Raw genomic sequence first — 25,415 nt, forward strand, 5'->3', positions numbered from 1 at the left:
ATGAGTCCGCCTCCCTTTTCTCAGGGAGGCGGACTTTTTGTACCCCAGGCAACGAAAAGGCGGTCACCCCCAACCAGGGGCAACCGCCTTCAAGCGAACCGGAGTTGACCGGCGTCGGCGAGTCGGGTCAGACCGCCGAGCCCGCCTTCCACTGCGCCCAGTCCATGTTCCAGCCGTTCAAGCCGTTGTCCGGAGACACCGTCTTGTCGCCCGTGTTGGAGATGACGACCACGTCGCCCACGATCGAGTTGTTGTAGAACCACGCCGCCGGCATGTTCTTGTCGCCCGCGCCCTTCGCGTCTTGCAGGCCCACGCAGCCGTGGCTGGTGTTGACGCTGCCGAACACCGAGGGCGAGCCCCAGTAGTTGCCGTGGATGAACGTGCCGGAGCTGGTGAGGCGGATGGCGTGGGGGACGTCCTTGATGTCGTACTCGCCCTTGCCGTCGTCATCCGTGAAACCGACCGTCGCACCGTTCATGCGGGTCTGAACGAACTTCTCGGACATGACCATCTGGCCGTTGTACGTGGTGTTCTCGGGGGAACCGGCCGAGATCGGGATGGTCTTGACGACCTTGCCGTCCTGCTCGACCTTCATCTGCTTGGTCTTCGCGTCGACGTACGAGACCTGGTTGCGGCCGATGTGGAAGGTGACCGTCTTCTGCTGCACGCCGTAGACCCCGGAGGCGCCCTCGACGCCGTCGAGCGCGAGCTTCAGCGTGACGGTGGAGTTCTCCTTCCAGTAGTCGTCCGGGCGGCAGTCCATGCGCTGGGTGTTGAACCAGTGGCAGACGACTTCCTGGCCGCTGGTGGAGGTGACCGTGACGCCCTTCTGGACGGCGGCCTTGTTGGTGATCGCCTTGTTGAAGTTGATCGAGACCGGCATGCCGACGCCGACCGTGGAGCCGTCCTCGGGCGTGAAGTTCCCTATGAAGCTGTTGGCCGGGGAGACCGTGGTGAAGGAGCCGTTCTCGTGGGCGGCGAGCCCTGCGGAGTCCTTCGCCGTGGCCGCGACCTTGTACGTGGTCGAGCGCTCCAGCTGCGTGCTGGGCTTCCAGCTGAGCTTGTCGGCGGAGATGGTGCCCGCGACGGCCGTACCGTCCGCGGTCGTCATCGTCACGGCGGTGAGCGTGCCCTTGCTGACAGTCACCGCGGCCGAGTTGTTGATGGAGGCGTTGTCCGAACCGTCCGCCGGCGTGATCTTGATCTGCGCCTCGGAGGACTTCTTGGCGGCCGCCTCGTCGGCCTTGGACTGCGAGCTCTGGCTCGAGTCGCTCCCGGAGGACTTGTCGTCGCTGCCGGAACACGCCGTGAGCACGAGCACACCGCCGAGCAGTGCGGACGCGGCCACGAGACCCTTGCGCCGCTTACTGTCCGTCATCACACGCTTCTCCATCGTTGCCGAAAAACCCGAAAATCCCGAGTGACCCCGTTGACCTGGCCTGACTCCCCCGGCCCCGTACGTAGTCCCCGTTAAACAAATTCTTAAGAATCCAACGCTACGACGGGTGCGTACCGTTCCGCTTGTCGCCCACATGTGGGGCACACCACGTCCACCGCGCCCACCGTGCCCCCCGGAACCCTTGAGACGACGAAACCCCGGACGGCGGTTGCCGCCCGGGGTCACCTGCTCCCGCGCACGGCTCAGCCGGCCACTGCCACGCCGTCTGCTTCCTCATCGCCGTCGACATCATCCTCGTCGATGTCCCAATCCGGCGAATCCGGGTCGTAGTCGATCTCCTCGCTGCTCCACGAGGCCTGGGCCAGTTCGACCCCGGGCATCTCACTGACCAGGTCGAACGGGTCCACGAGATACGCGAGCGCCTCGGCGGTGTCTTCCGTCACAGCGGTCTCGGCGTGCCCGCGTTCGTCGCCGGGCAGCTCGGGATCCTCGGCGATCTTGGCCAGCGCGGCCTTGGTCACGGCGTCCTCGTTCTCCACTTCAAGAACGAGTTCGACACGAAGGCGTACAAAACGTGATGTCTCTGGGGTGCTCATGCCGGGAGCGTACGGCCCACAGCTCCCGTGACTTTCCCGCGACCCGCACAGTTCATTAGCATCGCTCCACACGGCCAATTCGCCAGCGCCACAAGGGGATCGATATTCCGTGTCAACCGCTCGCCGAACGATGCTGACCGCCACCGCCGCGGGTACCCTGCTGGGCGCCCTCTGGTTCGTCCCGTCCGCCAACGCGACGGTGACCGACCAGGCCAGAGTGGAGACTTCGGCGACGCCTGCCTCGCAGGTCACCCAGCAGGCACGGGTCACCTCGACCGACGGCGCCACCGATGTCACCCCCGCCTCGGACCACACCCAACTCGCCGACACCGGCAGCCCGAACACCACGCCGTACATCTTCGGCGGCACGCTGTTCCTCGGCCTCGGCGCGGGTTTCGTGGTGTATTCGGTGCGACGGGAACGACTTGGCTTTTAACTTGCTTGACGACTCCTTGACCCAACCTTCATAGTCCGCTCATGAAGAGATCATCGGGCATACGGCTGTGCGTCACCGTCGCGGTGAGCGCGCTGTCGCTGGCCCTCATCACCGGCTGCTCCGACGGCGGTTCGGACGACGCCAAGAGCAACTCCGAGAACGCGGCGCAGGGTTCCGAGAAGAACACTGCCAAGGCGCTCACCGCCGCCGAGTTGAAGAAGCTGATCCTCGCGAAGAGTGATCTCGTCGGCTACGAGATCGCGCCGGTCGACAAGTCGGTCCCGGCCGTCAAGACCGCTGTCACCGTCGACAAGAAGCAGTGCGAGCCGCTGGCTTGGGCCATGTCCGCGCAGGCGCCGGGTGACGCCGCCTCGGCCACGAACGAGACGGCCACCGAGGCGAAGAAGGCATCCGCCTCCCCCTCCAAGTCTGTGGAGGACATGACCGACAAGGAGATGGAGGACGCGTTCAACGCCTCGCTGGACCACCCGGTCACCTTGATCGGACTGTCCTCGTACGACGGCGACGGCGCGGAGAAAGCCTTCAAGTCCATCTCCGACGGGGTAAAGAGCTGCTCCGGCGGCTTCGCCCTCACCGTGGGCAAGGACAGCACGAAATACACCGGGGTCGTCACCGAGAAGGCCTCCGACAGCGGTGACGAATCGGTGGCGTTCGGCGCGAGCAGCGTCATGGAGGACACCGGCGGCCAGAAGGGCACCGTGCACACCGAGGTGGTGCGCCACGGCAGCACCCTCGTCACGTACTACACGGTCAACCTCGGCGCCCTGATCGCGAACAAGGCCTACACCGTGCCGTCCGCCGTGATCGACGCACAGTCCGCCAAGCTGAAGTGACGTACGGGGCCCGGCCGTTGCCACGGCTGGGCCCCAACCGACCTACCGGAGCGGCCCGGTGACCTTCTCCACGGCCTCCACCACGTGCCCGCCCCGCACGAACGCGTCCGCCGCGGCGAGGTCGGGAGACAGGAACCGGTCCGGGCCCGGACCCTCGACTCCCGCCGCCCGTACGGCGTCGATGACCGCGCGCGAGGCCGGTGCCGGGGCCAGCCCCTCGCGCAGCTCGACGGCGCGCGTCGCGGCGTAGAGCTCGACGGCGATGATCCGGGTGAGGTTGTCGACGGCGGTGCGGAGCTTGCGCGCGGCCGACCAGCCCATGGAGACGTGGTCCTCCTGCATCGCGGAGGACGGGATCGAGTCGGCGGAGGCCGGTACGGCCAGCCGCTTCATCTCGCTGACCAGCGCGGCCTGCGTGTACTGGGCGATCATCAGCCCGGAGTCGACCCCGGCGTCGTCCGCGAGGAACGGCGGCAGCCCGTGCGAGCGGTTCTTGTCGAGCAGCCGGTCGGTACGGCGCTCGGCGATGGAGCCGAGGTCGGCGGCCGCGATGGCGAGGAAGTCGAGGACGTAAGCCACCGGCGCGCCATGGAAGTTGCCGTTGGACTCGACCCGGCCGTCGGGCAGCACAACGGGGTTGTCGACGGCGGACGCCAACTCCCGCTCGGCGACGAGACGTGCGTGCGCGATCGTGTCGCGTCCGGCGCCGGCGACCTGCGGGGCGCACCGCACCGAGTAGGCGTCCTGGACGCGCGGCGCGTCGTCCTGGTGGTGCCCGGTCAGCTCCGAACCGGCAAGCACGGCAAGCATGTTGGCGGCGCTGGCACCCTGTCCGGGGTGCGGGCGGATGGCGTGCAGCTCGGGCGCGAGCACCTTGTCGGTGCCGAGCAGCGCCTCCAGCGACAACGCGGCCGTGACGTCGGCGGACTTGTAGAGCATGTCGAGGTCGGCGAGGGCCATGACCAGCATGCCGAGCATGCCGTCGGTGCCGTTGAGAAGGGCGAGGCCCTCCTTCTCGCGCAGTTCGACGGGCGCGATACCGGCTTCCGCGAGCAGCTCACCGGCGGGACGTACGGCCCCGTCCGGGCCCTCCGCGTCGCCCTCGCCCATGAGCGTCAACGCACAGTGGGAGAGCGGCGCGAGGTCGCCGGAGCAGCCGAGGGAGCCGTACTCGTGGACGACGGGCGTGATCCCGGCGTTCAGCACGTCGGCCATGGTCTGCGCGACCTCGGGCCGCACACCGGTGTGCCCCGAGCAGACGGTCTTGAGCCGCAGGAACATCAGGGCCCGTACGACCTCACGCTCCACCCGCGGCCCCATCCCGGCGGCATGCGAACGAACGATGTTGCGCTGCAACTGTGCCCGCAGTTCCGGGCTGATGTGCCGGGACGCCAGCGCCCCGAACCCGGTGCTCACCCCGTACACGGGCTCCGGCTTGGCCGCCAGCGCGTCCACGATCTCCCGCGCCGCGGCGAGCGCCGCGACGGCCTCGCCGGAAAGCTCGATCCGGGCGCCTCCACGCGCCACGGCAAGAACGTCGGACGCGGTGACCCCGGACGTCCCCACCACCACAGTGTGCATATCCATATTCAGGAGCGTACGCATTGAATGCGGCGGTGTCACTACCGGGTGGCCACTTAGACCCTTACAGGTAGGTCACGTCCGACGGCCCCGGAACCGCCGCCGCTCCGCGGGCATCTCCGGCGTCGAGGAGTCCGCGAGCCGCACCACCGGATCGTCGGGACCGTCCCGCCCGGCGACCACCGGTTTGTCGGCGCGCAGGGCCTTCGCGCGGTACTGGGCCGCGTCCGCCAGGCGGAACAGGCGGCGGCCGGAGCGCACCGCGCCGATCGGGTCCTCGGTCGACGCGACGCCGCACGCGACACCCTCGCCCAGCTCCAACTCGGCGGCGCGGCGGCACAGTTCGACCGCCGCGTCGACCACCTCGTCGGCGGGCGGCCCGACCGCGAGCAGACAGAACTCGTCGCCGCCGAGCCGCGCGGCGAGCGCGCCCGGGATCATCGCCCCGCACAGCGACAGCACCGAGCCGAAGCGCTCAAGGAGCCGGTCGCCGACCGCATGCCCCCGGGTGTCGTTGACGCGCTTGAGCCCGTTGAGGTCGCAGACGACGAGGCTGACCACGACCCCGTCGCGCCGGTGCCGCTCGATCGCCTCGTCGAGACGTACGTCGACCGCACGGCGGTTCGCGAGCCCCGTGAGCGCGTCCGTGAACGCCAGCCGCCGCGCCTCCTCCAGCCGCTCGGTCTGCGCGATCCCGGCCGCGACGACGGAGGCCAGGACCGTCGCGAAATCGGCGTCCCCCCGGTCGAACACGGCCGCACCGACCGGCCGCGCCACATACAGCTCGCCCCACGCCCGCCCGTGCAGCACGATCGGGGCGACCACACAGCATCCGCGCCTACGACGCCGTAGCGCCGCCACGCGCTGGTGGCAGTAGCCGGGGCTGCCCGCGGCCGGGCCCTCGGCGGTCTCGACCCAGGCGTTGGGCTCGCCGCCGCCGGCCCACCGCTCGTGCAGGAACTCGGTGATCTCCGGGAACTGGTGCACCGGATAGGTCTCCCCGTCCGGGAACTCCTCCTCGCCCTCGGCGCGCTCGCCCACGTTCACCAGGACCCGCAGCCGCCCCAGCTCCCGCTCCCACACCGACAGCGCGGCGAAACTCCCGTCCAGCGCCCGGCACGCCCCGGCCGCCGCCGCCCGCCAGGACTCCCGCGGGGTGTGCGCCGCCGCCATCCCCTGCGCCAGCTCCACCACGGCCGCCAGCCGCCTGTCCTCACCCATCCCTCCAGGCTAGGGAGGTTTAGGGCATAGCGGGACATTGATGCGGCGAACAGGTGTCACGCACCGACCCCCTAGGGGCGCGGGACTGTATCGATACGGGCGCGACCAGCACTGGCTCACCAACCAACACGGCCGACGCCAACCCCCTAGGGGCGCGGGACTGTATCGATACGCGGCTCCGCCGCGCGGGCGCGACCAGCGCAGGCCCACCGCCCAACACGCCCGAGACCACCCCCCTAGGGGCGCGGGGAACTGCGCGACCAGCCCCCACCGGACCCGCACCCGGCGGACAACCCGAGCCCCCTCACTCCCCAGGCCACTCCGGCGTCCGCTTCTCATTGAACGCCGCGACACCCTCCGCCCGATCCCCCGAGAACGCCACCGCCCGCCACGCCGCGTCCTCGACCTCAAGCCCGGCCCGCAGATCCAGCCCGTGCCCCAGCCGCAACGCCCGCTTCGCCGCCCGCAGCCCGACGGGCGAGTTCGCGGCGATGCGCGCACCCAGCGCCAGCGCCTCCTCGCGGTCCTGGCCCGCGTCCACCAGGGCGTCCACCAGGCCCAGTTCCGCCGCCTCCGCCGCCTCCAACCGCCGTGCGGTGAAGATCAGTTCGGCCGCCCGGGCCGCACCCACCCGGCGCGGCAGCAGCTGCGTACCGCCACCCCCCGGAATCACGCCCACCGACACCTCCGGCAGCCCCACCACAGCCGTACGGTCCGCCACGATCAGGTCGCAGGACAGGGCGAGTTCGAAGCCGCCGCCGAGGGCGAAGCCGTGGACCGCGGCGATCGTCGGCATGGGCAGCTCCAGGACTCCCGTGTACGCCCCGCGCGCGACCGGCCGCTGCCGTACGAGTTCCGCGTCCGTGAGGGAGTTCCGCTCCTTCAGGTCCGCTCCGACGCAGAACGCCCGCTCGTGCGACGACGTCACCACGGTCACGCGTACGTCCCGGTCCGCCGCCAGTGCCGTGCAGGCCTCCGCGATCGAGGCGGCCATCGCCGTGGAGACCGCGTTCATGGCCTTCGGCCGGTCCAGGACCAGTTCCGCGACGTACCCGTGCCGCCGAGCCAGCACGAACTCCCCGAACCGCTCCTCGCCCATGACCGCCTCCTGGTTAACGTGGGTTAACAGACCTCGCCCCGATCATCGCACGGGCCCTCCCCGTTCGGGTGACATCCCGCCCAACTCCCGCCGCACCGCCCGTAGAAGCGCATAACGTGCGTCCGCCACACCACAGGGGAGGGATCGTGACGACGACCACGAAGGCGGAGCGGGCCGAGGACACCGCGGCGGAGACCGGGGACATAGCGCCGCCGCTCCCCCGGACTCCCCGCGGCCGGCACCGCCGGCCCCGTCCCCGCAAGGTCCTGCTCGCGGTCGGCGGGCTCGCCGTGGCCGCCGGTGTGCTGAGCCTCGTACGGCTGGCGCCCGAGTCGGGAGTCGGCGGGCTGGGCACGGCGGAGGCGGAACCCCGCCCGGACCCGGGCACCGGCGCCGCGGACGGCACCGACCGGCCCGCCAACGCGGCCGCCACCATCAGCGCCGACCCGGCCGCGATCCCCTCCGCGACCTCGGTGATGGGCGGCGTGACTCCGACTCCCACGACGACCTCCGGGGTCGTACCGACTCCGTACGCGACCGCGACGCCCGACCCCGCGGACCCTACGCCCGTCCCCGGGACGGCGACGGGCGCCACGCCCCCGCCCGCACCTCAGGAACCGGCCCCTCACCCGACCTCGACCACGGCTCCCGCACCCACCCGCACACCCACGCCCACCCCGAGCCGGACCGCCAACTCCCCGGCCCCCGCGCCGAGTCGGCCGAGTCTGTGCGTGCCGATCATCGGGCTCTGCGTGGACGGACTCGCCAACCACTGACCCGCACAGGCGAGTTGGGCCTACGCCGGTGACGGGTGCCGGCGGGTGAGCAGCCAGGGTTCGACAACTCCCAGGCCGCGCACGGGGCGTTGCCACATCGGCTGGAGCGCGAAGCGGTAGGTCGGGGGCTCCTCGCCCTCCTTCTCGGCCTTCGCCGCGGCTTCCGCCGCCTCCGCCTCGGAGGCGGGGGCCTCGCCGCTGCGGATGAGCTCCTCGGCGAACGCGCTGTCGACGAGGACGGCGTCTCGGGGAGCTATCGACGTGAGGCGGGAGGCGAGGTTGACCGTCGTGCCGAAGACGTCGCCCATGCGGGTCGTCACCGTGCCGAAGGCCATGCCGACGCGGAGTTCGGGCATGGTCTCGTCGTTCGCCATGGTCTCGATCAGGAGCAGGGCGATCTCCGCGGCGACTCCGGCGTCGTCCGCGGAGTAGAGGACCTCGTCACCCAGAGTCTTGATGAGCCGGCCGCCGCGCGCGGCCACCAGGTCGGCTGCGGTGGTCTCGAAGGCCTCGACGAGTTCGCCGAGTTCCTCCTCCTCCATGCGACGGGTCAGCCGCGTGAACCCGACGAGGTCGGCGAAGCCCACGGCGAGGCGCCGGTCGACCATCTCCTCGTCGTCACCGGCCTGGACGACCCGGCCGGCCGAGGCGGCGAGCTGGCGCCGCCAGACGTAGACGAGGAACTCCTCCAGCTCGGGCAGCAGCAGTTCGATGATCGGGTACGTCACCTCGGTGCGGGACATGCCCGGCTCCGGCGGCTCGGTCAGGCCCTCCAGGAACGAGTCCATCTGCCAGCCGGCCAGCCGCGCGGTGGTCTGCCCGGTGGAGCGGGCCACCTGCACCGCCATCGCCTCGCTCAGCAGCCCCGCCTCGACGAGACCGGCGAGGCGCCGCAGCGCGAGGACGTCCGCCTCCGTGAACGCCTTGGCCTGGCCGACGTCGGCGAAGCCCATGGCCCGCCAGAAGCGCGTGGCCAGCTCCATGGAGACGCCGGCGGTGCGGGCCGCCTGGAAGGGCGTGTAGCGGCGCTCCGCGCCGAGGATGAGTCCTTCGAGACGCAGCGCGAGCGGGTCCTCGCCGGGTTCGGCGGCATCGGGGGCCACCCGGCCGTCCGCGTCCGCGCCGGAGCCCGTGTCGTCGACGGTCACGCCTGCTGCCCTTCCGATCTGCCACGGTCAGGTATCGACCGGGCCCAATGCTACGGCAGGTGTGGGCCAGCTCACTCCGTGAGTCACACGGACAGAGCCGCCACAAGGGCGGTCGGGGTCACGCGGGGCGCAGGTGGACGATGTCGCCCGCCCCCACGGGCTCCTGCACGCCGTCCTCCGTGGCCAGGACGAGCCGCCCGTCGCCGTCGATCGCGACGGCCTCCCCGGTGAGGGACCGGTCCCCGGGCAGTTCGGCCCGGACGACCCGGCCGAGCGTCGAGCAGCCGGCCGCGTAGGTCTCCTGGAGGCCGCTGGCGGCCGGGTCGCCGCCCGCCGCGCGCCACTTGTCGTACCAGTGCTCCAGGGACCGCAGAACCGCCCGCAGGAGGGGATCGCGGTCCGTGGTGACGGCCCCGGCGAGGGCCAGGGAGGCCGCCTGGGGCACGGGCAGCTCGTCCTCGCGCAGGGTGACGTTGATGCCGACGCCGACGATCACGGCGTCGTCCCCCGCGCGCTCGGCGAGGATGCCGCCGGCCTTGCGTTCCTCGCCGCCGACAGTCACCAGGAGGTCGTTGGGCCACTTGAGTGCCGTGTCCACGCCGGCGGACCGGGACAGGCCCGTCGCGACGGCGACGCCGGTGAGCAGCGGGAGCCAGCCCCAGCGGGCCACCGGGACGTCGGCCGGCTTCAGGAGGACGGAGAAGAAGAGCCCGGAGCGGGCCGGCGCCGTCCACTGCCGGTCGAGCCGTCCGCGCCCGGCGGTCTGCTCCTCGGCGACGAGCACCGCACCTTCTTCGGCGTTCCCCGCGAGTGCCAGGGCCATGAGGTCGGCGTTGGTGGATCCGGTGCGCTGCACGACCTCGATGTCGCAGTAGAGGCCCCCGTGGCCGCCGTCCCGCACCAGGCCCTTGCGCAGCGCAGCGCCGTTGAGCGGTGGACGGTCCAGGTCGGACCACCGGTTGCTGTTCGCGTCTGATGCATCTCGCGGCGTCATGCCAGCCACCCTAGGGGTGTGTCGTGCAAGCCACCCGAGGTGTGTTGTACGCCGCACTGCCGATCGCCAGGGCCGCCACTACTCTACGGATGAGTAACCCGTCCCCCTTTTGAGCAGGCAGGGAGCCGCAATCCCGATGTCCGAGCCGGAAGCGCCTCAAGAGATCGACATTCACACGACCGCCGGGAAGATCGCGGATCTTCAGCGCCGTATCCAGGAAGCGACGCACGCCGGCTCGGAACGTGCGGTCGAAAAGCAGCACGCCAAGGGCAAGTTGACGGCCCGTGAGCGGATCGAACTGCTCCTCGACGAGGGGTCCTTCGTCGAGTTCGACGAGCTCACCCGGCACCGCTCCACGGACTTCGGCCTGGAGAAGAACCGCCCCTACGGCGACGGAGTCGTCTCCGGCTACGGCACGGTCGACGGCCGCCCCATCGCCGTGTTCTCCCAGGACTTCACGGTCTTCGGCGGCGCCCTGGGCGAGGTCTACGGCCAGAAGATCGTCAAGGTGATGGACTTCGCGCTGAAGACCGGCTGTCCGGTCATCGGCATCAACGACTCCGGCGGCGCCCGCATCCAGGAGGGCGTGGCCTCCCTCGGCGCGTACGGCGAGATCTTCCGCCGCAACACGCACGCGAGCGGCGTGATCCCGCAGATCAGCCTGGTCGTGGGCCCGTGCGCGGGCGGAGCGGTGTACTCCCCCGCGATCACCGACTTCACGGTGATGGTCGACCAGACCTCGCACATGTTCATCACCGGCCCGGACGTCATCAAGACGGTCACGGGCGAGGACGTCGGCTTCGAGGAGCTGGGCGGCGCGCGCACCCACAACTCGGTCTCGGGCGTGGCCCATCACATGGCGGGCGACGAGAAGGACGCGATCGAGTACGTCAAGCAGCTCCTGTCCTACCTCCCGTCCAACAACCTCAGCGAACCCCCGGCGTTCCCCGAGGAGGCGGACCTCACCGTCACGGACGAGGACCGCGAGCTGGACACCCTGGTCCCGGACAGCGCGAACCAGCCGTACGACATGCACACGGTGATCGAACACGTCCTGGACGACGCCGAGTTCTTCGAGACACAGCCGCTGTTCGCGCCGAACATCCTCACCGGCTTCGGCCGGGTCGAGGGCCGCCCGGTGGGCATCGTGGCCAACCAGCCCATGCAGTTCGCGGGCTGCCTCGACATCGACGCGTCCGAGAAGGCGGCCCGCTTCGTCCGCACCTGCGACGCGTTCAACGTCCCGGTCATCACCTTCGTGGACGTCCCCGGCTTCCTCCCGGGCGTCGACCAGGAGCACTACGGCATCATCCGCAGGGGCGCGAAGCTGATCTACGCGTACGCGGAAGCGACAGTCCCGTTGATCACGGTGATCACCCGCAAGGCCTTCGGCGGCGCCTACGACGTCATGGGCTCCAAGCACCTCGGCGCCGACCTCAACCTCGCCTGGCCGACCGCCCAGATCGCCGTCATGGGCGCCCAGGGCGCGGTCAACATCCTGCACCGCCGCACGATCGCCGAGGCGGAGGCCGCCGGCGACCTCGACGCGACCCGGGCCCGCCTCATCCAGGAGTACGAGGACGCCCTCCTCAACCCCTACATCGCGGCCGAACGCGGCTACATCGACGCGGTGATCCTCCCCTCCGACACCCGCCGCCACGTCGTACGGGGCCTGCGCCAACTCCGCACCAAGCGCGAGTCCTTGCCCCCGAAGAAGCACGGCAACATCCCCCTGTAGAGGAGCGCCCACCATGAACATCAAAGTAGTACGGGGCAACCCGACCCCGGAGGAGCTGGCCGCCGCATTGGCGGTGGTAAGGGCGCGCGCGGCCGCGGCGACCTCCACACCACCGGGCACCCCGAGGCAGCGCGACGCGTGGTCCGACCCGTCGCGCATTGCGAGCGCGAGGCTCCCCCACCCGGGTCCCAGCGCATGGACCCGCACTTTCTGGCCGGGCTAGGGATCAGCCACAACGGACCCGCAGCTACAAACGGCGCGACACGGCTTCGGCCATCACCACGTACCCCTGATCGTTGGGGTGCAGATGATCCCCGAAGTCGTAGGCAGGGTGCAGCCGATCCGAGTCATCCGGGTCGGCCATCACCCGATTCAGATCAACAACCCGATCGAACTCCCCCGAGCAACGAACCCACTCGTTGACCTCATGACTGACCTTCGCCGCCCGCTCCCCCCAGTGATCGGACCCCCCGAACGGCAACAAGGTCGCCCCGATCACGGTGAGTTCAGAAGCCTGCCGTATCAACTCCCGGTACCCGGCGATGACTTCCCTCGCGGAAACCACCGGCGCCGGCTTGTACGTGGGCTGCGCATCCGTCTCGCTGAACCCGATGTCGTTCAGCCCCAGCAACACGACGACCGTGTCCACCCCGGCCAGTCGCACCACGTCACGCCCGAACCTGCGCACACCCCGCTCCCCGTACCACGCGGAGTCGTTGAGCAGCAGATTCCCCCCGATCCCCGCGTTCAGCACGGGCCGCCCCGTCCGCGAGGCCAACGCGTCCGACCACCGCCGATCGGCCCCGGCCGTAGACCCGAACCCGTCGGTGATGGAGTCCCCGAAAAGAACAATCCCGTCCCCTCGCCCGGAGTCGGTCTCGACGGCGGACAGGAAGTACCAGGACTCGCTCGACTCCGTGAACCCGTCCCCGCCACCCAACAGGCACCCCGCACCCCGGTAACTGGTCGCGAACGCCTGCGCATGAAAGGTCGCCGGCCCGGTGGCCGTATCGAAGTACAGCGTGACAGCCACCGACTCCCCCGCCACTACGGCGAGTTGGACCACGTCACTCACCAACTCCCCCCGCGCGGACATCTCCCCCTCCGCCGCACCCCCGAAGGTCAGGCGCACCGCAGACCCTCCGGCGGCCACAGCGCCCGCCGCGACCCGCACCGGAGAGTTCCCATACGCGTTGGAGAACCGCACGCGCACCCTCTCCCCGCCCGCCGTCAGCCGCACGACCTGCCGCAGCGACTGACGCCAGAAGCCCTCCCGGGACCAGTTCGGCGTGAAGCCCTCGCTCGGGAGCTGGGGTGACGCGGTCCAGGCAGTAGTGAACATGGCACACCTCTCCAAAAGGAACCACAGTCCCATTACTCTAACGGAACCGTAGACCCCTTTGGAAGAGTTGAGTATCCGTACTCAGGCGCCCTCCCCGGTCTGGCCGCACGCTGGAGACATGCTGTGGTCCGACCCCGACAACGAGCCTCCCGAGGAACTGCGGGAGACGCAGGTCATGTTGCGGCGGCTCGGAATCCTCATGGCACTCGCGATGGTGCTGGCGATGATCGTGCTCGGGCTGGCCGGCTGAGGCGAGCGCGGCGCACCCGCGCCGATACGCTGAACGCATGACAGATCAGCCGCGCCGCCGACTCGTGCTCGCCTCCCAGTCCCCCGCCCGGCTGGGCCTGCTGCGCCAGGCCGGACTGGACCCCGAGGTGATCGTCAGCGGGGTCGACGAGGACGCCGTCAACGCCCCCACCCCGGCCGAACTAGCCCTCGCCCTCGCCGAGGCCAAGGCCTCCGTCGTCGCCGCGAAGCCCGAGGTCAAGGGCGCGCTGGTGATCGGCTGCGACTCCGTGCTCGACCTGGACGGCGAGGCCCTCGGCAAGCCCGCCGACGCCGAGGAGGCCACCGCTCGCTGGAAGTCGATGCGCGGCCGGGCGGGGACGCTCCAGACCGGCCATTGCGTCTACGACACGACGAGCGGCCGGTACGTCTCGGCCACCGCGTCCACCGTCGTCCGCTTCGGCGAGCCGACCGACGCCGAGGTCGCCGCGTACGTCGCCTCGGGCGAACCCCTTTACGTCGCCGGGGCGTTCACCCTCGACGGCCGCTCGGCGCCGTTCATCGAGGGCATCGACGGCGACCACGGCAACGTGATCGGCATCAGCCTGCCGCTCGTTCGCCGCCTGCTGGCCGAACTGGGCGTCGGCATCACGGAGTTGTGGACCCCGCGGGAGGACTGACCAAAAGGTACCGATCAAGAGGTATCGCGAGGTACCGATCAGAAGGTGCAGATCAGGAGGTACTGGGGGCCGTCGGCGGGACGGCCGGCGCCGGGTCCTTGGCGGGCGGCTCGGGGCTCGCCCCTGACGGCCCCTCACGGCGGTCGTACGTCATCAGGAGCAGGACGACGAGGCCGAGCACCACCACCATGGACACGAACGCTCCCGGGCCCACCAGGCCCCACGCGAACGCGCCCAGCAGCGCGTGCACCACGGCCACACTGATCAGCAGGATGCGGCCGAAGCCGGCCGGGGCCCGGTCGCGCAGGGCGACGAGCAGGGCGACCACTCCGCACAGGGCGAAGTAGAGGCCGAAGACTATTCCGCCGGCCTTCGAGGAGATGGACATCGCGTCCGGGTCGAGGCCGGCCAGGGACATGTCCTGGCGGTCGACGACGATCCCCAGGAACCAGTTCAGCGCGGCCACTCCGAGCGCCTCCACGAAGAGGACGAGCGCCAAGATCCATGCCACCGGCCTGCGCACCACCGGGCCCACCCACTTCCGCCGTTACCCCAAGTACGTTCAAGACAACCCGAACGCTACTAACGGGTAAACCCCGGGACAAGGGTTGTGATGGGGGCAAAGAATCGTTGGGCCATTCGTAGGGACTCCACAAAGAAACGGCGTGGCACGCGGCACGCTCTCACAGAGACCTTGCCCACACCGGAGAGCTAGGGTTTCCACGAGGAGTCCTGCGTACCGAGGTGCGACAAGGGATTTCGCGGGTCGAGCGAGCCTCGAATCACGCTCCGTGTGGGCAAGCTCACCATTGGGGACGGGTCGATGCGCCGTGTCGGCAGTCCCTAAACTCGGCTTGTTTCAAGGAGGGAGCCTCAATCGTGCGCAAGGTGCTCATCGCCAATCGTGGCGAAATCGCTGTCCGCGTGGCCCGGGCCTGCCGGGACGCCGGGATCGCGAGCGTGGCCGTATACGCCGACCCGGACCGGGACGCTCTGCATGTCCGCGCCGCGGATGAGGCGTTCGCCCTGGGCGGTGACACACCGGCGAGCAGCTATCTGGACATGGACAAGGTCCTCAACGCGGCCCGCGAGTCCGGTGCCGACGCCATCCACCCCGGCTACGGATTCCTGTCGGAGAACGCCGAGTTCGCCCAGGCGGTGCTCGACGCGGACCTGATCTGGATCGGCCCGCCGCCGCAGGCGATCCGGGACCTCGGTGACAAGGTCGCCGCCCGGCACATCGCCCAGCGCGCCGGTGCCCCGCTGGTGGCCGGCACGCCGGACCCGGTGTCGGGCTCGGACGAGGTCGTCGCGTTCGCCGAGCAGCACGGGCTGCCCATCGCGATCAAGGCCGCCTTCGGTGGCGGCGGTCGCGGTCTGAAGGTGGCCCGCACGCTCGAAGAGGTTCCCGAGCTGTACGACTCCGCGGTGCGCGAGGCGGTCGCCGCCTTCGGTCGCGGCGAGTGCTTCGTCGAGCGCTACCTGGACAAGCCGCGGCACGTGGAGACCCAGTGCCTGGCCGACTCCCACGGCAACGTGGTCGTCGTGTCGACGCGTGACTGCTCCCTCCAGCGCCGCCACCAGAAGCTCGTCGAGGAGGCGCCCGCGCCGTTCCTGTCGGACGAGCAGGTCGCCGAGCTGTACTCCTCCTCGAAGGCGATCCTCAAGGAGGCCGGCTACGTCGGCGCCGGGACCGTCGAGTTCCTCGTCGGCCAGGACGGCACGATCTCCTTCCTTGAGGTCAACACCCGCCTCCAGGTGGAGCACCCGGTCACCGAGGAGGTCGCCGGCATCGACCTCGTCCGCGAGATGTTCCGCGTCGCCGACGGCGAGGAACTCGGCTACGGCGACCCCGAACTGCGCGGCCACTCCTTCGAGTTCCGCATCAACGGCGAGGACCCGGGCCGCGGCTTCCTGCCCGCGCCCGGCACCGTCACCACGTTCGCCCCGCCGTCCGGCCCGGGTGTGCGCCTGGACGCCGGTGTCGAGTCGGGCTCGGTCATCGGCCCGGCGTGGGACTCGCTCCTCGCCAAGCTGATCGTCACCGGCGCGACCCGCGAGCAGGCGCTCCAGCGTGCCGCGCGTGCGCTGGAGGAGTTCCAGGTCGAGGGCATGGCCACGGCCATCCCGTTCCACCGCGCGGTCGTCACCGACCCGGCGTTCGCTCCCGAACTCACCGGCTCCGCCGACCCGTTCACGGTCCACACCCGTTGGATCGAGACCGAGTTCGTCAACGAGATCAAGCCCTTCGCGGCCCCCACGGACGCCGAGGCGGACGAGGACGCGGACCGCGAGACGATCGTCGTCGAGGTCGGCGGCAAGCGCCTGGAGGTCTCCCTCCCGGTCTCGCTCGGCATGTCCCTGGCCCGCACCGGCCTCGCGGCGGGCGCCAAGCCCAAGCGCCGCGCGGCCAAGAAGTCCGGCCCGGTCGCCTCCGGCGACACCCTCGCCTCCCCGATGCAGGGCACGATCGTCAAGGTCGCGGTCGAGGAGGGCCAGGAGGTCAAGGAGGGCGACCTCATCGTCGTACTCGAGGCGATGAAGATGGAACAGCCCCTGAACGCGCACAAGTCCGGCACCATCAAGGGACTCGGCGCGGAGGTCGGTGCGTCCATCACCTCCGGCGCGGCGATCTGCGAGATCAAGGACTGACCCGGCAGTACGTCCAGAGGTGCCCGGCCGACAGGAACAGCCTGTCCGCCGGGCACCTCTGTAATGTGACGGCACAGCGCCTAGGAGGGCAGGTGGGACCCATGGCCGACACAGCCAGGCCGCCGGCGGGGCTGCGTGCCGACGCCCGCCGCAACTACGAGCGGCTGCTCGTCGAGGCCCGCGTGTCCTTCGCCGCGCACGGCACGGACGCGTCTCTGGAGGACGTGGCCCGGCGCGCGGGCGTCGGCATCGGCACGCTGTATCGCCACTTCCCGAACCGGCAGTCCCTGATGAGCGCGGTCTTCGAGGACGCGGTGGGTGAACTCCTCGCGCGATCCCGGGAGTTGCTCTCCGCGCCACAGCCGTGTGCGGCGCTGGTGACCTGGTTGCGGGAGATGGTGACCCACGCGAGTGAGTACCGGGGGCTTTCCCGGGCGCTGATGGCGGTCGCCCATGACGGGACGTCCGCGCTGGCCCGGTGCAGCGACCCGATCCGTGAGGCGGGGGGTGCGTTGCTCTGCCGAGCGCAGGACGCCGGTGACGTGCGCGGTGACGTCGAGATCGGCGACCTGCTTCAGCTGACCCACGCGATCGCTCTCGCGGCTGAGGGCAATCCTGGTGACCCTGAACTGGCGGACAGGTTGCTGACGTTGACGTTGCGAGGGTTGAAGCCGTAGCGCGGTGGGTTGTCTGTCGGCTGCGGCTCCGTCGTGGCTGGTCGCGCAGTTCCCCGCGCCCCTAAAGACATGGGCCGCCCCGCGTTTTTAAGGGGCGCGGGGAACTGCGCGACCAGCCCCCACCGGCCGGCAGCCGAAGACCGCGCCCGCCAGCGATGCGATCAACGCCTGCGCAAATCCGCCACCCTGGCCGCACGCTCCCGCTCGGGAGACTCCCCGCCGAGCACACCCGCTGCCCTCAACCCCGGTCCCCCACCCGGCACTTGACCCCGTCGCGGCGCCGGGAGGGGTACGTCCCGGCGGCGTTGTTCCCGCGTCGGGGTCTGTTCACCCCCCTGGCTTCCGGAACCGCCGGCCACGGCGATCTGCACCCCCTGGTCGGCGAGCGCCTGCAACTCCGTTGCCGCGCGGTCGTCGTGGCCCGGGGGCTCGTCGGTGACGAGGCGGGTGATGACGTCCGTGGGCACGGTCTGGAACATGGTGTCCGTGCCGAGCTTGGTGTGGTCGGCCAGGACGACGACCTCGGCGGCCGCCTGGACGAGGGCCCGGTCGACGGACGCCGACAGCATGTTGGACGTGGAGAGGCCTCGCTCGGCGGTGAGCCCGCTCCCGGAGAGGAAGGCCCGGGAGACGCGCAGGCCCTGGAGGGACTGCTCGGCCCCGCTGCCCACCAGCGCGTAGTTGGAACCGCGCAGGGTGCCGCCGGTCATGACGACCTCCACGCGGTTGGCGTGGGCCAACGCCTGGGCCACCAACAGGGAGTTGGTGACTACGGTCAGACCGGGTACCCGGGCGAGCCGGCGGGCCAGCTCCTGGGTGGTGGTACCCGCCCCCACCACGATGGCCTCGCCCTCTTCGACGAAGCTGGCGGCGAGATCGGCGATGGCCGTCTTCTCGGCGGTCGCGAGATGCGATTTCTGCGGAAAGCCGGATTCTCGCGTGAACCCGCCCGGCAATACCGCACCGCCGTGCCGGCGGTCGAGGAGTCCTTCTGCCTCCAGTGCGCGCACGTCCCGCCGTACGGTCACTTCGGAGGTCTGGACGACGCGGGCGAGCTCACGGAGCGATACGGCCCCATTCGCTCGCACCATTTCGAGGATCAATTGGCGACGTTCTGCAGCGAACACGAAACTGACAGTAACCCCAACGACCGTCTGCTTTCAGGTGTTTGCGCCGAATAACGGAAGTTGTTCGTACAGCAGGACGCGAAGTGGTATAGGGCCTAGTCTCGCCGCCTATGCCGCCCGAATGGTCGACAACTCCCCGTGACCAGCGGGGAGTCCACTTCGGCTCAGACCTCGCCCGTCGCCTTCCGCGTGTGCAGCTGCCGGGCGACCTCGGCGATCGAGCCCGAAAGAGACGGGTAGACGGTGAAGGCGTTCGCGATCTGTTCGACCGTCAGGTTGTTGTCGACGGCGATCGAGATGGGGTGGATCAGTTCTGAGGCGCGCGGCGCCACGACCACACCGCCGACGATGATGCCGGTGCCGGGGCGGCAGAAGATCTTGACGAAGCCGTCCCGGATGCCCTGCATCTTCGCGCGCGGGTTGCGCAGCAGCGGGAGCTTGACCACCCGGGCGTCGATCTTGCCGCCGTCCACATCGGCCTGGCTGTAGCCGACCGTCGCGATCTCGGGGTCGGTGAAGACGTTCGACGAGACGGTCTTCAGGTTGAGGGGGGCCACCGCGTCGCCCAGGAAGTGGTACATGGCGATACGTCCCTGCATCGCGGCCACCGAGGCGAGCGCGAAGATCCCGGTCACGTCACCGGCGGCGTACACGCCCGGAGCGGTCGTACGCGAGACCTTGTCGGTCCAGATGTGGCCCGAGTCGCGCAGCCTGACGCCCGCCTCCTCCAGGCCCATGCCCGCGGAGTTCGGGATGGCGCCGACCGCCATGAGGCAGTGCGAGCCGGTGATGACGCGGCCGTCGGCGAGGACGACCTCGACCTTGTCGCCGACGCGCTTGGCGGACTGGGCGCGGGAGCGGGCCATGACGTTCATGCCGCGGCGCCGGAAGACGTCCTCCAGGACGGCGGCGGCGTCCGGGTCCTCGCCGGGGAGGACGCGGTCGCGGGAGGAGACGAGGGTGACCTTGGAGCCGAGTGCCTGGTAGGCACCGGCGAACTCGGCGCCGGTGACGCCGGAGCCGACCACGATCAGCTCTTCGGGGAGTTCGGTCAGGTCGTAGACCTGGGTCCAGTTGAGGATGCGCTCGCCGTCCGGGCGGGCGTCGTCCAGCTCGCGGGGGTGACCGCCGGTCGCGATGAGGACGGCGTCCGCGACGAGCGTCTCCTCGGTGCCGTCGGCGGCCTTCACGATGACCTTGCGGGAACCGTCGATCGCCTGCATGCCGTCGAGCCGGCCCCGGCCGCGCATGACACGGGCGCCGGCCCGGGTCACGGACGCGGTGATGTCGTGCGACTGGGCCAGCGCGAGGCGCTTCACACGCCGGTTGACCTTGCCGAGGTCCACGCCGACGACCCGGGCCGCCTGCTCCAGGGGTGGGGTGTCGTCGGCGACGATGATGCCGAGTTCCTCGTACGACGAGTCGAAGGTGGTCATCACCTCGGCCGTCGCGATAAGGGTCTTCGACGGGACGCAGTCGGTCAGCACCGACGCCCCGCCCAGACCGTCGCAGTCGACGACGGTCACCTCCGCGCCGAGCTGCGCTGCCACCAGCGCCGCTTCATAGCCGCCGGGTCCGCCACCGATGATCACGATCCGAGTCACGTACCCCATTGTCCCGCACGCTTCAAGGTGCTTCCGCCCGGGGGCGAGGGCCCTGCCGGGCGGAGGGGGGCGGTGGGAGGCGGGCCGGAGTCGTCGGTACAGGTGAGGGAGGCGCGGGGTGGGCGGCCGGGTGTGAGCGAAGTCAAGAACCCGGGGGCGGGGGCGGGCGACTGTGGGGTGGGGCTGAGCGGCCGTCGGCCGTTGCGGCGACGGGGCGCGGGGTGCGGTGGCGGACGCGGGCACGAAGGACGGCGGTGGGCACACGGGCCCCTGCGGGTGCGGCTTCACACCCCGGCCCTCCCAGTACCCCGGTGTCGTGGGGTACCCCCGGTTACGGGAGTGGCGGGTGGTTCCGCTGCCGTACTCTCGAAGCATGTCGCTCTACGCCGCGTACGCCGGCAATCTCGACGCGCGGCTGATGACCCGCCGCGCCCCGCACTCGCCGTTGCGCGCCACGGGCTGGCTGAACGGGTGGCGGCTGACCTTCGGCGGCGAGCACATGGGCTGGGAGGGCGCGCTCGCGACGATCGTGGAGGCCCCGCGCTCCCAGGTCTTCGTCGCGCTGTACGAGATCGCGCCGCCCGACGAGGACTCCATGGACCGGTGGGAGGGCGTCGGCCTCGACGTCTACCGCCGCATGCGGGTCCGGGTGCACACCCTGGAGGGCGAGGAACCCGCCTGGGTGTACGTGCTCAACGGCTACGAGGGGGGACTCCCGTCGGCGCGGTATCTCGGCGAACTGGCCGACGCCGCCGAGTCCGCGGGCGCACCCCACGACTACGTGATGGAACTGCGCAAGCGTCCCTGCTGAGGAGACCCCGCGATTCCGCTGAGGGTTTCCCACACATAACGCCCGTCACAGGTCTCGTTGGAAACGACAAGACAACGATCGCCATCCCGTGCGCTCTGTCATCTACGCGCGTAGGCCCAGACCGGCTACGCTCATCCGCGTGAACGCATCTCTTCTTCCGGACGACATCCAGGGCGACCCCCATGCCGCCGCTGACGCCGCCGCCACGCGCCTGCGCGAACTGACGGGCGCCGAGACCCACGACGTCGCCCTTGTGATGGGCTCCGGCTGGGGACCGGCCGTCGACGCGCTCGGCGTTTCCGAGGCCGACTTCCCCGTCACCGAGCTGCCCGGTTTCCCGCCGCCGGCCGTCGAGGGACACGGGGGCAGGGTCCGCTCGTACAAGATCGGTGACAAGCGCGCGCTGGTCTTCCTCGGCCGTACCCACTACTACGAGGGCCGCGGTGTCGCCGCCGTCGCGCACGGCGTCCGTACCGCCGTCGCCGCCGGCTGCAAGACCATCGTCCTCACCAACGGCTGCGGTGGCCTGCGCGAAGGCATGCGTCCCGGCCAGCCGGTCCTGATCAGCGACCACATCAACCTCACGGCCACGTCCCCGATCGTCGGCGCCAACTTCGTCGACCTGACGGACCTGTACTCACCTCGGCTGCGCGCCCTGTGCAAGGAGATCGACCCGGCTCTGGAGGAGGGCGTCTACGCCCAGTTCCCCGGGCCGCACTACGAGACTCCGGCCGAGATCCGCATGGCCCGGGTGATCGGGGCCGACCTGGTGGGCATGTCGACCGTGCTGGAGGCCATCGCCGCGCGCGAGGCCGGTGCGGAGGTGCTGGGCATCTCCCTGGTGACGAACCTCGCCGCGGGTATGACGGGCGAGCCCCTGAACCACGAGGAAGTTCTTCAGGCGGGCCGGGATTCCGCTTCGCAGATGGGGTCGCTGTTGGCCCAGGTGCTCGGCAGGCTGTAGGCACCGTCCCCCAGGGGGCTCCCGCCCCCTGGAACCCCCGGATGTCTCCCACCCACCCGTCTCGGTCGGTCGAGAAGCTGACGTACAACACACCACGAGAGGTTGACCCGACGTGCACGACGACGAACTCATCGCGCGGGCGAGGACCTGGCTCGCCGAGGACCCCGACGCGGAGACGCGCGACGAGCTCGCCAAGCTCATCGACGCCGGGGACGTCACGGAGCTCGCGGAGCGCTTCCGCGGCACCCTCCAGTTCGGCACCGCCGGCCTCCGTGGCGAACTCGGCGCCGGACCCATGCGGATGAACCGCGCGGTCGTCATCCGCGCCGCCGCCGGACTCGCCGCGTACCTGAAGAGGAACGGCCGCACCGACGGAACCGGAACCGTCGTCATCGGCTACGACGCCCGCCACAAGTCCGCCGACTTCGCGCGCGACACCGCCGCCGTGATGGTCGGCGCGGGGCTGCGGGCGGCCGTACTGCCCCGCCCCCTCCCCACCCCCGTACTCGCCTTCGCCATACGGCACTTGGGCGCGATCGCCGGTGTCGAGGTCACCGCCAGCCACAACCCGCCCCGGGACAACGGCTACAAGGTCTACCTCGGCGACGGCTCCCAGATCGTGCCCCCGGCCGACGCGGAGATCGCCGCCGAGATCGAGGCCATCGGCTCCCTGCACGACGTGCCCCGCCCGGATGCCGGCTGGGAGATCCTCGACGACGCCGTCCTGGACGCCTATCTCGCCCGCACGGACGCCGTGCTCGCCCCGGACTCCCCCCGTACCGCCCGCACCGTCTACACGGCGATGCACGGCGTCGGCAAGGACGTACTGCTGGCCGCGTTCGCGCGGGCCGGGTTCCCGGAGCCCGTGCTCGTCGCCGAACAGGCCGAGCCCGACCCGGACTTCCCGACCGTCGCGTTCCCCAACCCGGAGGAGCCCGGCGCGATGGACCTCGCCTTCGCGCAGGCCCGCGCGAGCGACCCGGACCTGATCATCGCCAACGACCCCGACGCAGACCGCTGCGCCGCCGCTGTCAAGGACCGTACCCAGGGCGGCAGTTGGCGCATGCTCCGCGGCGACGAGGTCGGCTCCCTGCTCGCCGCACACCTCGTGCGACGCGGCGCCCGGGGCACCTTCGCCGAGTCGATCGTCTCCTCGTCCCTCCTGGGCCGTATCGCCGAGAAGGCGGGCCTCCCCTACGAGGAGACCCTCACCGGCTTCAAGTGGATCGCCCGGGTGGAGGGCCTTCGCTACGGCTACGAGGAAGCCCTCGGCTACTGCGTGGACCCGGACGGCGTGCGCGACAAGGACGGCATCACGGCCGCCCTCCTCATCACCGAACTGGCTTCGGAGTTGAAGGCCGAGGGACGTGATCTGCTCGACCTCCTCGACGATCTCGCCCTGGAGCACGGTCTGCACGCCACCGACCAACTCTCCGTCCGCGTCGAGGACTTGACCGTCATCGCGGACGCCATGCGGCGGTTGCGCGAGCAGCCCCCGACGGCGCTCGCGGGGCTGGCCGTCACCAAGGCCGAGGACCTGACCGAGGGCACGGACAAGCTGCCGCCCACGGACGGCCTGCGCTACACGCTCGACGGCGCCCGGGTCATCGTCCGGCCCAGCGGCACCGAGCCCAAACTGAAGTGCTACCTGGAGGTCGTGGTCCCCGTCGCCGCGCACGCCGATCTCCCGGCGGCCCGCGCGCAGGCCACCGAGACCCTCGCGACGATCAAGCGCGACCTGTCGGCGGCGGCCGGTATCTGAGCGACGTTCTGTGGGGTGCCCGCGTCCGTCCGGGGCACCCCGTGCTCGTCCCGCGCCGAGGTCAGGACAGCGTCAGGACAGCCGGCGCGTGACGAGCAACGCGGTCCAGGCCAGCGCGAGAAGCACGCCGAACGGCCACAACTGGCGTCCCCGCTCGCCCACTTCGCTCTCCCCCGTGGGACGCAGCGCGGTATCGGCGATCATCGCGGAGAGTTCGGCGGCCAACGCGTCGTAGGGATGGATCAGTCCGCGCCTGCGTTGCAGCCAGGGCCAGCGGGGTGCCGATATGTCCCAGTGGTCGCCGTCGCGCACCCGCAGTTGCAGCTCGAACGCCGCGCGGCGGGCCGAGCGGAGGTCGTCCCAGGGGACGTGGCGCGGCCGGCGCAGACCGTTCAGCCAGATGCCGGTGCGGTCGGCGGTGATGCGCCAGAGCAGTTTCCGGGGGAGGAGGGTGGCGCCCGCGAGACCACCGATGAGCAGCACGGTCCCGTCCCAGATACCTGGGTCGTCCGCGACCCAGAGGATCCAGCCGGCCCACTGCACCACCAGGAAGGTTCCCAGCCAGTCCACCGGCCCCGCCCGCCAGCGCCGTACCGGCACCACGGTGATCCCCGCCCGCACGGTCGCGGCCAGTTCCTCGTCCCGCGCCGCCCGCACCGCCGCCCGCTTCTCCCGGGCGAGCCGTCGCCGCGCGGCGCCCTGCGCCAACGGCCGTACGGGCCCGGTCGACCACTCCGCCACCGGCGGCTCACCGGGCTCCTCCGCCGCGCCGACCAGCAGGATCTCGGCGCCGTCGCAGGGTGCGCCGTACAGGACGGCCTCGCGCAGGGGAGCGGGACCGGCGGCCGCGTGCGCGTCGAGGAGTTCCTCCAGTTCTTCCCGCGCCGCCTCGTCGTCCTCGTCGTCCTCCTCCCCCTTGTCGTCGTCCGATGCCCTTGTCGCGACCGTGAACAGGGGGCGCAGTGCCTCGGTGTCGTCCCTCGCGTAGATCACGGCGTCCTCGTGGTCGTCCTTGCCGACGAGGACGCGCAGCATGGGCGCGGGGGCCTTGCGCAGCTCGGTCGCCCGTCGTCGGCCGAGGGCTCCGGAGAGGAGCAGGGTGAGTGCCAGCCCGACGACGAACAAGCCCTCCGCGACCGCCAGTTGGCGGTGACCCGCCCCGTGCCACAGGCCCGAGGTGGCGAGCAGGACGACACCCGGGATGCCCACACCGGCCCCGAACTTGAGGAAGAGCCCGCCCCGCCGCACCGGGCTGTCCGCGTCCGGCGGCACGGCCGTGACCCCCTCGGCCGCGGCCAGGGCGTTCCGCCGCTGGCGGGCACGCGCGCGTGCCCGTAGTTCGGTGGCCGTCACGGAGGCCAGGACCAGCAGGGCGGCGCACACCGGGACCGGCCAGGGCAACCCGGTCCCCCGTACCGCCACCAGCACGATCAGTACGGGGGCGGAGAACCGTACGACCTCGGGGCGCCACAGCCACCAGACGACCTGGAGCGGCAGCAGCGCGACCAGGTCCGGGGGCAGATCCGTCGTCGCCAGCAGGCCGAAGGCGGCCAACACGGCGCACCAGAGCGCGAGTTCGACGGACCATCGGCGCGGCCGGACCGGCACCCACCACGGCAACGCCGCATCGGTCCACGCGCGCGCGTGCTCCCCGTTCCAGCCCACGCACCCGTCGGGTATCGCGGAGGCGGGGAGCAGCGACGGCTCTCGGACGTTCGTGGTCATG

24 protein-coding genes are annotated in these 25,415 nt (G+C 70.8%); 12 read left to right on the forward strand and 12 right to left on the reverse strand.

Translation table 11 applies throughout. The annotated features are described in order from the left end of the window. Window positions 1–127 precede the first annotated feature (127 nt). Together OG714_RS20040 and OG714_RS20045 are read right to left on the reverse strand one after the other, a co-directional pair. A complete protein-coding gene (locus OG714_RS20040) occupies window positions 128–1,378 on the reverse strand; it encodes an Ig-like domain-containing protein (RefSeq protein ID WP_406122793.1) in 1,251 nt (416 codons plus the stop codon). 263 nt (window positions 1,379–1,641) lie between these two features. Next, the gene (locus OG714_RS20045; protein ID WP_406122794.1) at window positions 1,642–1,995 is read right to left on the reverse strand and encodes a hypothetical protein; all 354 of its coding nucleotides are present in this window, start codon (window positions 1,993–1,995) and stop codon (window positions 1,642–1,644) included. Between the two features lie 130 nt (window positions 1,996–2,125). Between OG714_RS20045 and OG714_RS20050 the strand changes: the two genes are divergently transcribed. Both OG714_RS20050 and OG714_RS20055 read left to right on the forward strand, forming a co-directional pair. Further along, complete coding sequence (locus OG714_RS20050) at window positions 2,126–2,431, forward strand: hypothetical protein (RefSeq protein WP_406131881.1); 306 nt, start codon at window positions 2,126–2,128, stop codon at window positions 2,429–2,431. Between the two features lie 41 nt (window positions 2,432–2,472). Further along, on the forward strand, window positions 2,473–3,285 hold the full coding sequence (locus tag OG714_RS20055) for a hypothetical protein (protein ID WP_406122796.1): 813 nt from the start codon (window positions 2,473–2,475) through the stop codon (window positions 3,283–3,285). Between the two features lie 42 nt (window positions 3,286–3,327). Here OG714_RS20055 and hutH read toward each other — a convergent pair whose 3' ends face one another. The 3 genes from hutH to OG714_RS20070 form a co-directional block, all read right to left on the reverse strand. Further along, on the reverse strand, window positions 3,328–4,866 hold the full coding sequence (hutH, locus tag OG714_RS20060) for a histidine ammonia-lyase (RefSeq protein ID WP_406131882.1): 1,539 nt from the start codon (window positions 4,864–4,866) through the stop codon (window positions 3,328–3,330). A 75-nt stretch (window positions 4,867–4,941) separates the two neighbouring features. Further along, window positions 4,942–6,087, reverse strand: a complete 1,146-nt coding sequence (locus OG714_RS20065) for a diguanylate cyclase domain-containing protein (RefSeq protein WP_406122798.1) — start codon at window positions 6,085–6,087, stop codon at window positions 4,942–4,944. 304 nt (window positions 6,088–6,391) lie between these two features. After that, window positions 6,392–7,186: an enoyl-CoA hydratase/isomerase family protein gene (locus OG714_RS20070; RefSeq protein ID WP_406122800.1), complete on the reverse strand. Its 795-nt coding sequence runs from the start codon at window positions 7,184–7,186 to the stop codon at window positions 6,392–6,394. Window positions 7,187–7,332: 146 nt separating this feature from the next. On the opposite strand from OG714_RS20070, the gene OG714_RS20075 reads away from it, so the two are divergent. Beyond that, entirely contained in the window at window positions 7,333–7,962 is a 630-nt protein-coding gene (locus tag OG714_RS20075; protein WP_406122801.1) for a hypothetical protein, read from the forward strand. A gap of 20 nt (window positions 7,963–7,982) precedes the next feature. On the opposite strand, the gene OG714_RS20080 is transcribed toward OG714_RS20075, so the two are convergent. Together OG714_RS20080 and OG714_RS20085 are read right to left on the reverse strand one after the other, a co-directional pair. Continuing rightward, window positions 7,983–9,110 carry an adenylate/guanylate cyclase domain-containing protein gene (locus OG714_RS20080; RefSeq protein ID WP_406122803.1) on the reverse strand — a complete coding sequence of 376 codons (1,128 nt, stop codon included), beginning with the start codon at window positions 9,108–9,110 and terminating at the stop codon, window positions 7,983–7,985. Window positions 9,111–9,228: 118 nt separating this feature from the next. Next, window positions 9,229–10,104 (reverse strand): biotin--[acetyl-CoA-carboxylase] ligase, encoded by an 876-nt coding sequence (locus OG714_RS20085; protein WP_406122804.1) that lies wholly within the window; start codon window positions 10,102–10,104, stop codon window positions 9,229–9,231. A gap of 136 nt (window positions 10,105–10,240) precedes the next feature. Here OG714_RS20085 and OG714_RS20090 point away from each other — a divergent pair, with 136 nt between their 5' ends. Together OG714_RS20090 and OG714_RS20095 are read left to right on the forward strand one after the other, a co-directional pair. After that, the gene (locus tag OG714_RS20090; RefSeq protein ID WP_406122806.1) at window positions 10,241–11,842 is read left to right on the forward strand and encodes an acyl-CoA carboxylase subunit beta; all 1,602 of its coding nucleotides are present in this window, start codon (window positions 10,241–10,243) and stop codon (window positions 11,840–11,842) included. 13 nt (window positions 11,843–11,855) lie between these two features. Then, the gene (locus OG714_RS20095; RefSeq protein WP_406122808.1) at window positions 11,856–12,065 is read left to right on the forward strand and encodes an acyl-CoA carboxylase subunit epsilon; all 210 of its coding nucleotides are present in this window, start codon (window positions 11,856–11,858) and stop codon (window positions 12,063–12,065) included. A gap of 24 nt (window positions 12,066–12,089) precedes the next feature. On the opposite strand, the gene OG714_RS20100 is transcribed toward OG714_RS20095, so the two are convergent. After that, window positions 12,090–13,184: an SGNH/GDSL hydrolase family protein gene (locus OG714_RS20100; protein ID WP_406122809.1), complete on the reverse strand. Its 1,095-nt coding sequence runs from the start codon at window positions 13,182–13,184 to the stop codon at window positions 12,090–12,092. Window positions 13,185–13,302: 118 nt separating this feature from the next. Here OG714_RS20100 and mmpB point away from each other — a divergent pair, with 118 nt between their 5' ends. Both mmpB and OG714_RS20110 read left to right on the forward strand, forming a co-directional pair. After that, complete coding sequence (gene mmpB / locus OG714_RS20105; protein WP_406122810.1) at window positions 13,303–13,434, forward strand: morphogenic membrane protein MmpB; 132 nt, start codon at window positions 13,303–13,305, stop codon at window positions 13,432–13,434. Between the two features lie 37 nt (window positions 13,435–13,471). Continuing rightward, window positions 13,472–14,092 (forward strand): Maf family protein, encoded by a 621-nt coding sequence (locus OG714_RS20110; RefSeq protein ID WP_406122811.1) that lies wholly within the window; start codon window positions 13,472–13,474, stop codon window positions 14,090–14,092. Window positions 14,093–14,144: 52 nt separating this feature from the next. On the opposite strand, the gene OG714_RS20115 is transcribed toward OG714_RS20110, so the two are convergent. Then, window positions 14,145–14,603, reverse strand: a complete 459-nt coding sequence (locus OG714_RS20115) for a hypothetical protein (protein ID WP_406122813.1) — start codon at window positions 14,601–14,603, stop codon at window positions 14,145–14,147. A gap of 368 nt (window positions 14,604–14,971) precedes the next feature. On the opposite strand from OG714_RS20115, the gene OG714_RS20120 reads away from it, so the two are divergent. Together OG714_RS20120 and OG714_RS20125 are read left to right on the forward strand one after the other, a co-directional pair. Next, window positions 14,972–16,744, forward strand: a complete 1,773-nt coding sequence (locus tag OG714_RS20120; protein WP_406122815.1) for an acetyl/propionyl/methylcrotonyl-CoA carboxylase subunit alpha — start codon at window positions 14,972–14,974, stop codon at window positions 16,742–16,744. A gap of 101 nt (window positions 16,745–16,845) precedes the next feature. Next, window positions 16,846–17,421, forward strand: a complete 576-nt coding sequence (locus OG714_RS20125; RefSeq protein ID WP_406122817.1) for a TetR/AcrR family transcriptional regulator — start codon at window positions 16,846–16,848, stop codon at window positions 17,419–17,421. A gap of 161 nt (window positions 17,422–17,582) precedes the next feature. Here OG714_RS20125 and OG714_RS20130 read toward each other — a convergent pair whose 3' ends face one another. Together OG714_RS20130 and OG714_RS20135 are read right to left on the reverse strand one after the other, a co-directional pair. After that, window positions 17,583–18,548, reverse strand: a complete 966-nt coding sequence (locus OG714_RS20130) for a DeoR/GlpR family DNA-binding transcription regulator (protein ID WP_406122819.1) — start codon at window positions 18,546–18,548, stop codon at window positions 17,583–17,585. A gap of 164 nt (window positions 18,549–18,712) precedes the next feature. Then, window positions 18,713–20,161, reverse strand: coding sequence for an NAD(P)H-quinone dehydrogenase (locus tag OG714_RS20135; protein ID WP_262056026.1), 1,449 nt, complete (start codon window positions 20,159–20,161; stop codon window positions 18,713–18,715). A gap of 364 nt (window positions 20,162–20,525) precedes the next feature. On the opposite strand from OG714_RS20135, the gene OG714_RS20140 reads away from it, so the two are divergent. From OG714_RS20140 to OG714_RS20150, 3 genes are all read left to right on the forward strand, one after another. Then, window positions 20,526–20,963, forward strand: a complete 438-nt coding sequence (locus tag OG714_RS20140) for a gamma-glutamylcyclotransferase (RefSeq protein WP_019055782.1) — start codon at window positions 20,526–20,528, stop codon at window positions 20,961–20,963. A 139-nt stretch (window positions 20,964–21,102) separates the two neighbouring features. Further along, a complete protein-coding gene (locus OG714_RS20145; protein WP_327401722.1) occupies window positions 21,103–21,927 on the forward strand; it encodes a purine-nucleoside phosphorylase in 825 nt (274 codons plus the stop codon). 112 nt (window positions 21,928–22,039) lie between these two features. Then, window positions 22,040–23,689: a phospho-sugar mutase gene (locus tag OG714_RS20150; protein ID WP_406122821.1), complete on the forward strand. Its 1,650-nt coding sequence runs from the start codon at window positions 22,040–22,042 to the stop codon at window positions 23,687–23,689. A gap of 72 nt (window positions 23,690–23,761) precedes the next feature. Here the strand turns inward: OG714_RS20150 and OG714_RS20155 are convergent, their stop codons facing one another. Continuing rightward, the gene (locus OG714_RS20155) at window positions 23,762–25,414 is read right to left on the reverse strand and encodes a hypothetical protein (RefSeq protein WP_406122822.1); all 1,653 of its coding nucleotides are present in this window, start codon (window positions 25,412–25,414) and stop codon (window positions 23,762–23,764) included. Window position 25,415 lies beyond the last annotated feature (1 nt).

The organism is Streptomyces sp. NBC_00989 (assembly GCF_045162655.1).
Classification (GTDB): domain Bacteria; phylum Actinomycetota; class Actinomycetes; order Streptomycetales; family Streptomycetaceae; genus Streptomyces.

What these genes read in the sequence shown, in the direction of transcription:
- OG714_RS20040 (WP_406122793.1), bottom strand. Translation starts at nt 1,378, where the DNA reads ATGACGGACAGTAAGCGGCGCAAGGGTCTCGTGGCCGCGTCCGCACTG.
- OG714_RS20045 (WP_406122794.1), bottom strand. Translation starts at nt 1,995, where the DNA reads ATGAGCACCCCAGAGACATCACGTTTTGTACGCCTTCGTGTCGAACTC.
- OG714_RS20050 (WP_406131881.1), top strand. Translation starts at nt 2,126, where the DNA reads ATGCTGACCGCCACCGCCGCGGGTACCCTGCTGGGCGCCCTCTGGTTC.
- OG714_RS20055 (WP_406122796.1), top strand. Translation starts at nt 2,473, where the DNA reads ATGAAGAGATCATCGGGCATACGGCTGTGCGTCACCGTCGCGGTGAGC.
- hutH (WP_406131882.1), bottom strand. Translation starts at nt 4,866, where the DNA reads ATGCACACTGTGGTGGTGGGGACGTCCGGGGTCACCGCGTCCGACGTT.
- OG714_RS20065 (WP_406122798.1), bottom strand. Translation starts at nt 6,087, where the DNA reads ATGGGTGAGGACAGGCGGCTGGCGGCCGTGGTGGAGCTGGCGCAGGGG.
- OG714_RS20070 (WP_406122800.1), bottom strand. Translation starts at nt 7,186, where the DNA reads ATGGGCGAGGAGCGGTTCGGGGAGTTCGTGCTGGCTCGGCGGCACGGG.
- OG714_RS20085 (WP_406122804.1), bottom strand. Translation starts at nt 10,104, where the DNA reads ATGACGCCGCGAGATGCATCAGACGCGAACAGCAACCGGTGGTCCGAC.
- OG714_RS20090 (WP_406122806.1), top strand. Translation starts at nt 10,241, where the DNA reads ATGTCCGAGCCGGAAGCGCCTCAAGAGATCGACATTCACACGACCGCC.
- OG714_RS20095 (WP_406122808.1), top strand. Translation starts at nt 11,856, where the DNA reads ATGAACATCAAAGTAGTACGGGGCAACCCGACCCCGGAGGAGCTGGCC.
- OG714_RS20100 (WP_406122809.1), bottom strand. Translation starts at nt 13,184, where the DNA reads ATGTTCACTACTGCCTGGACCGCGTCACCCCAGCTCCCGAGCGAGGGC.
- mmpB (WP_406122810.1), top strand. Translation starts at nt 13,303, where the DNA reads ATGCTGTGGTCCGACCCCGACAACGAGCCTCCCGAGGAACTGCGGGAG.
- OG714_RS20110 (WP_406122811.1), top strand. Translation starts at nt 13,472, where the DNA reads ATGACAGATCAGCCGCGCCGCCGACTCGTGCTCGCCTCCCAGTCCCCC.
- OG714_RS20125 (WP_406122817.1), top strand. Translation starts at nt 16,846, where the DNA reads ATGGCCGACACAGCCAGGCCGCCGGCGGGGCTGCGTGCCGACGCCCGC.
- OG714_RS20135 (WP_262056026.1), bottom strand. Translation starts at nt 20,161, where the DNA reads ATGGGGTACGTGACTCGGATCGTGATCATCGGTGGCGGACCCGGCGGC.
- OG714_RS20140 (WP_019055782.1), top strand. Translation starts at nt 20,526, where the DNA reads ATGTCGCTCTACGCCGCGTACGCCGGCAATCTCGACGCGCGGCTGATG.
- OG714_RS20155 (WP_406122822.1), bottom strand. Translation starts at nt 25,414, where the DNA reads ATGACCACGAACGTCCGAGAGCCGTCGCTGCTCCCCGCCTCCGCGATA.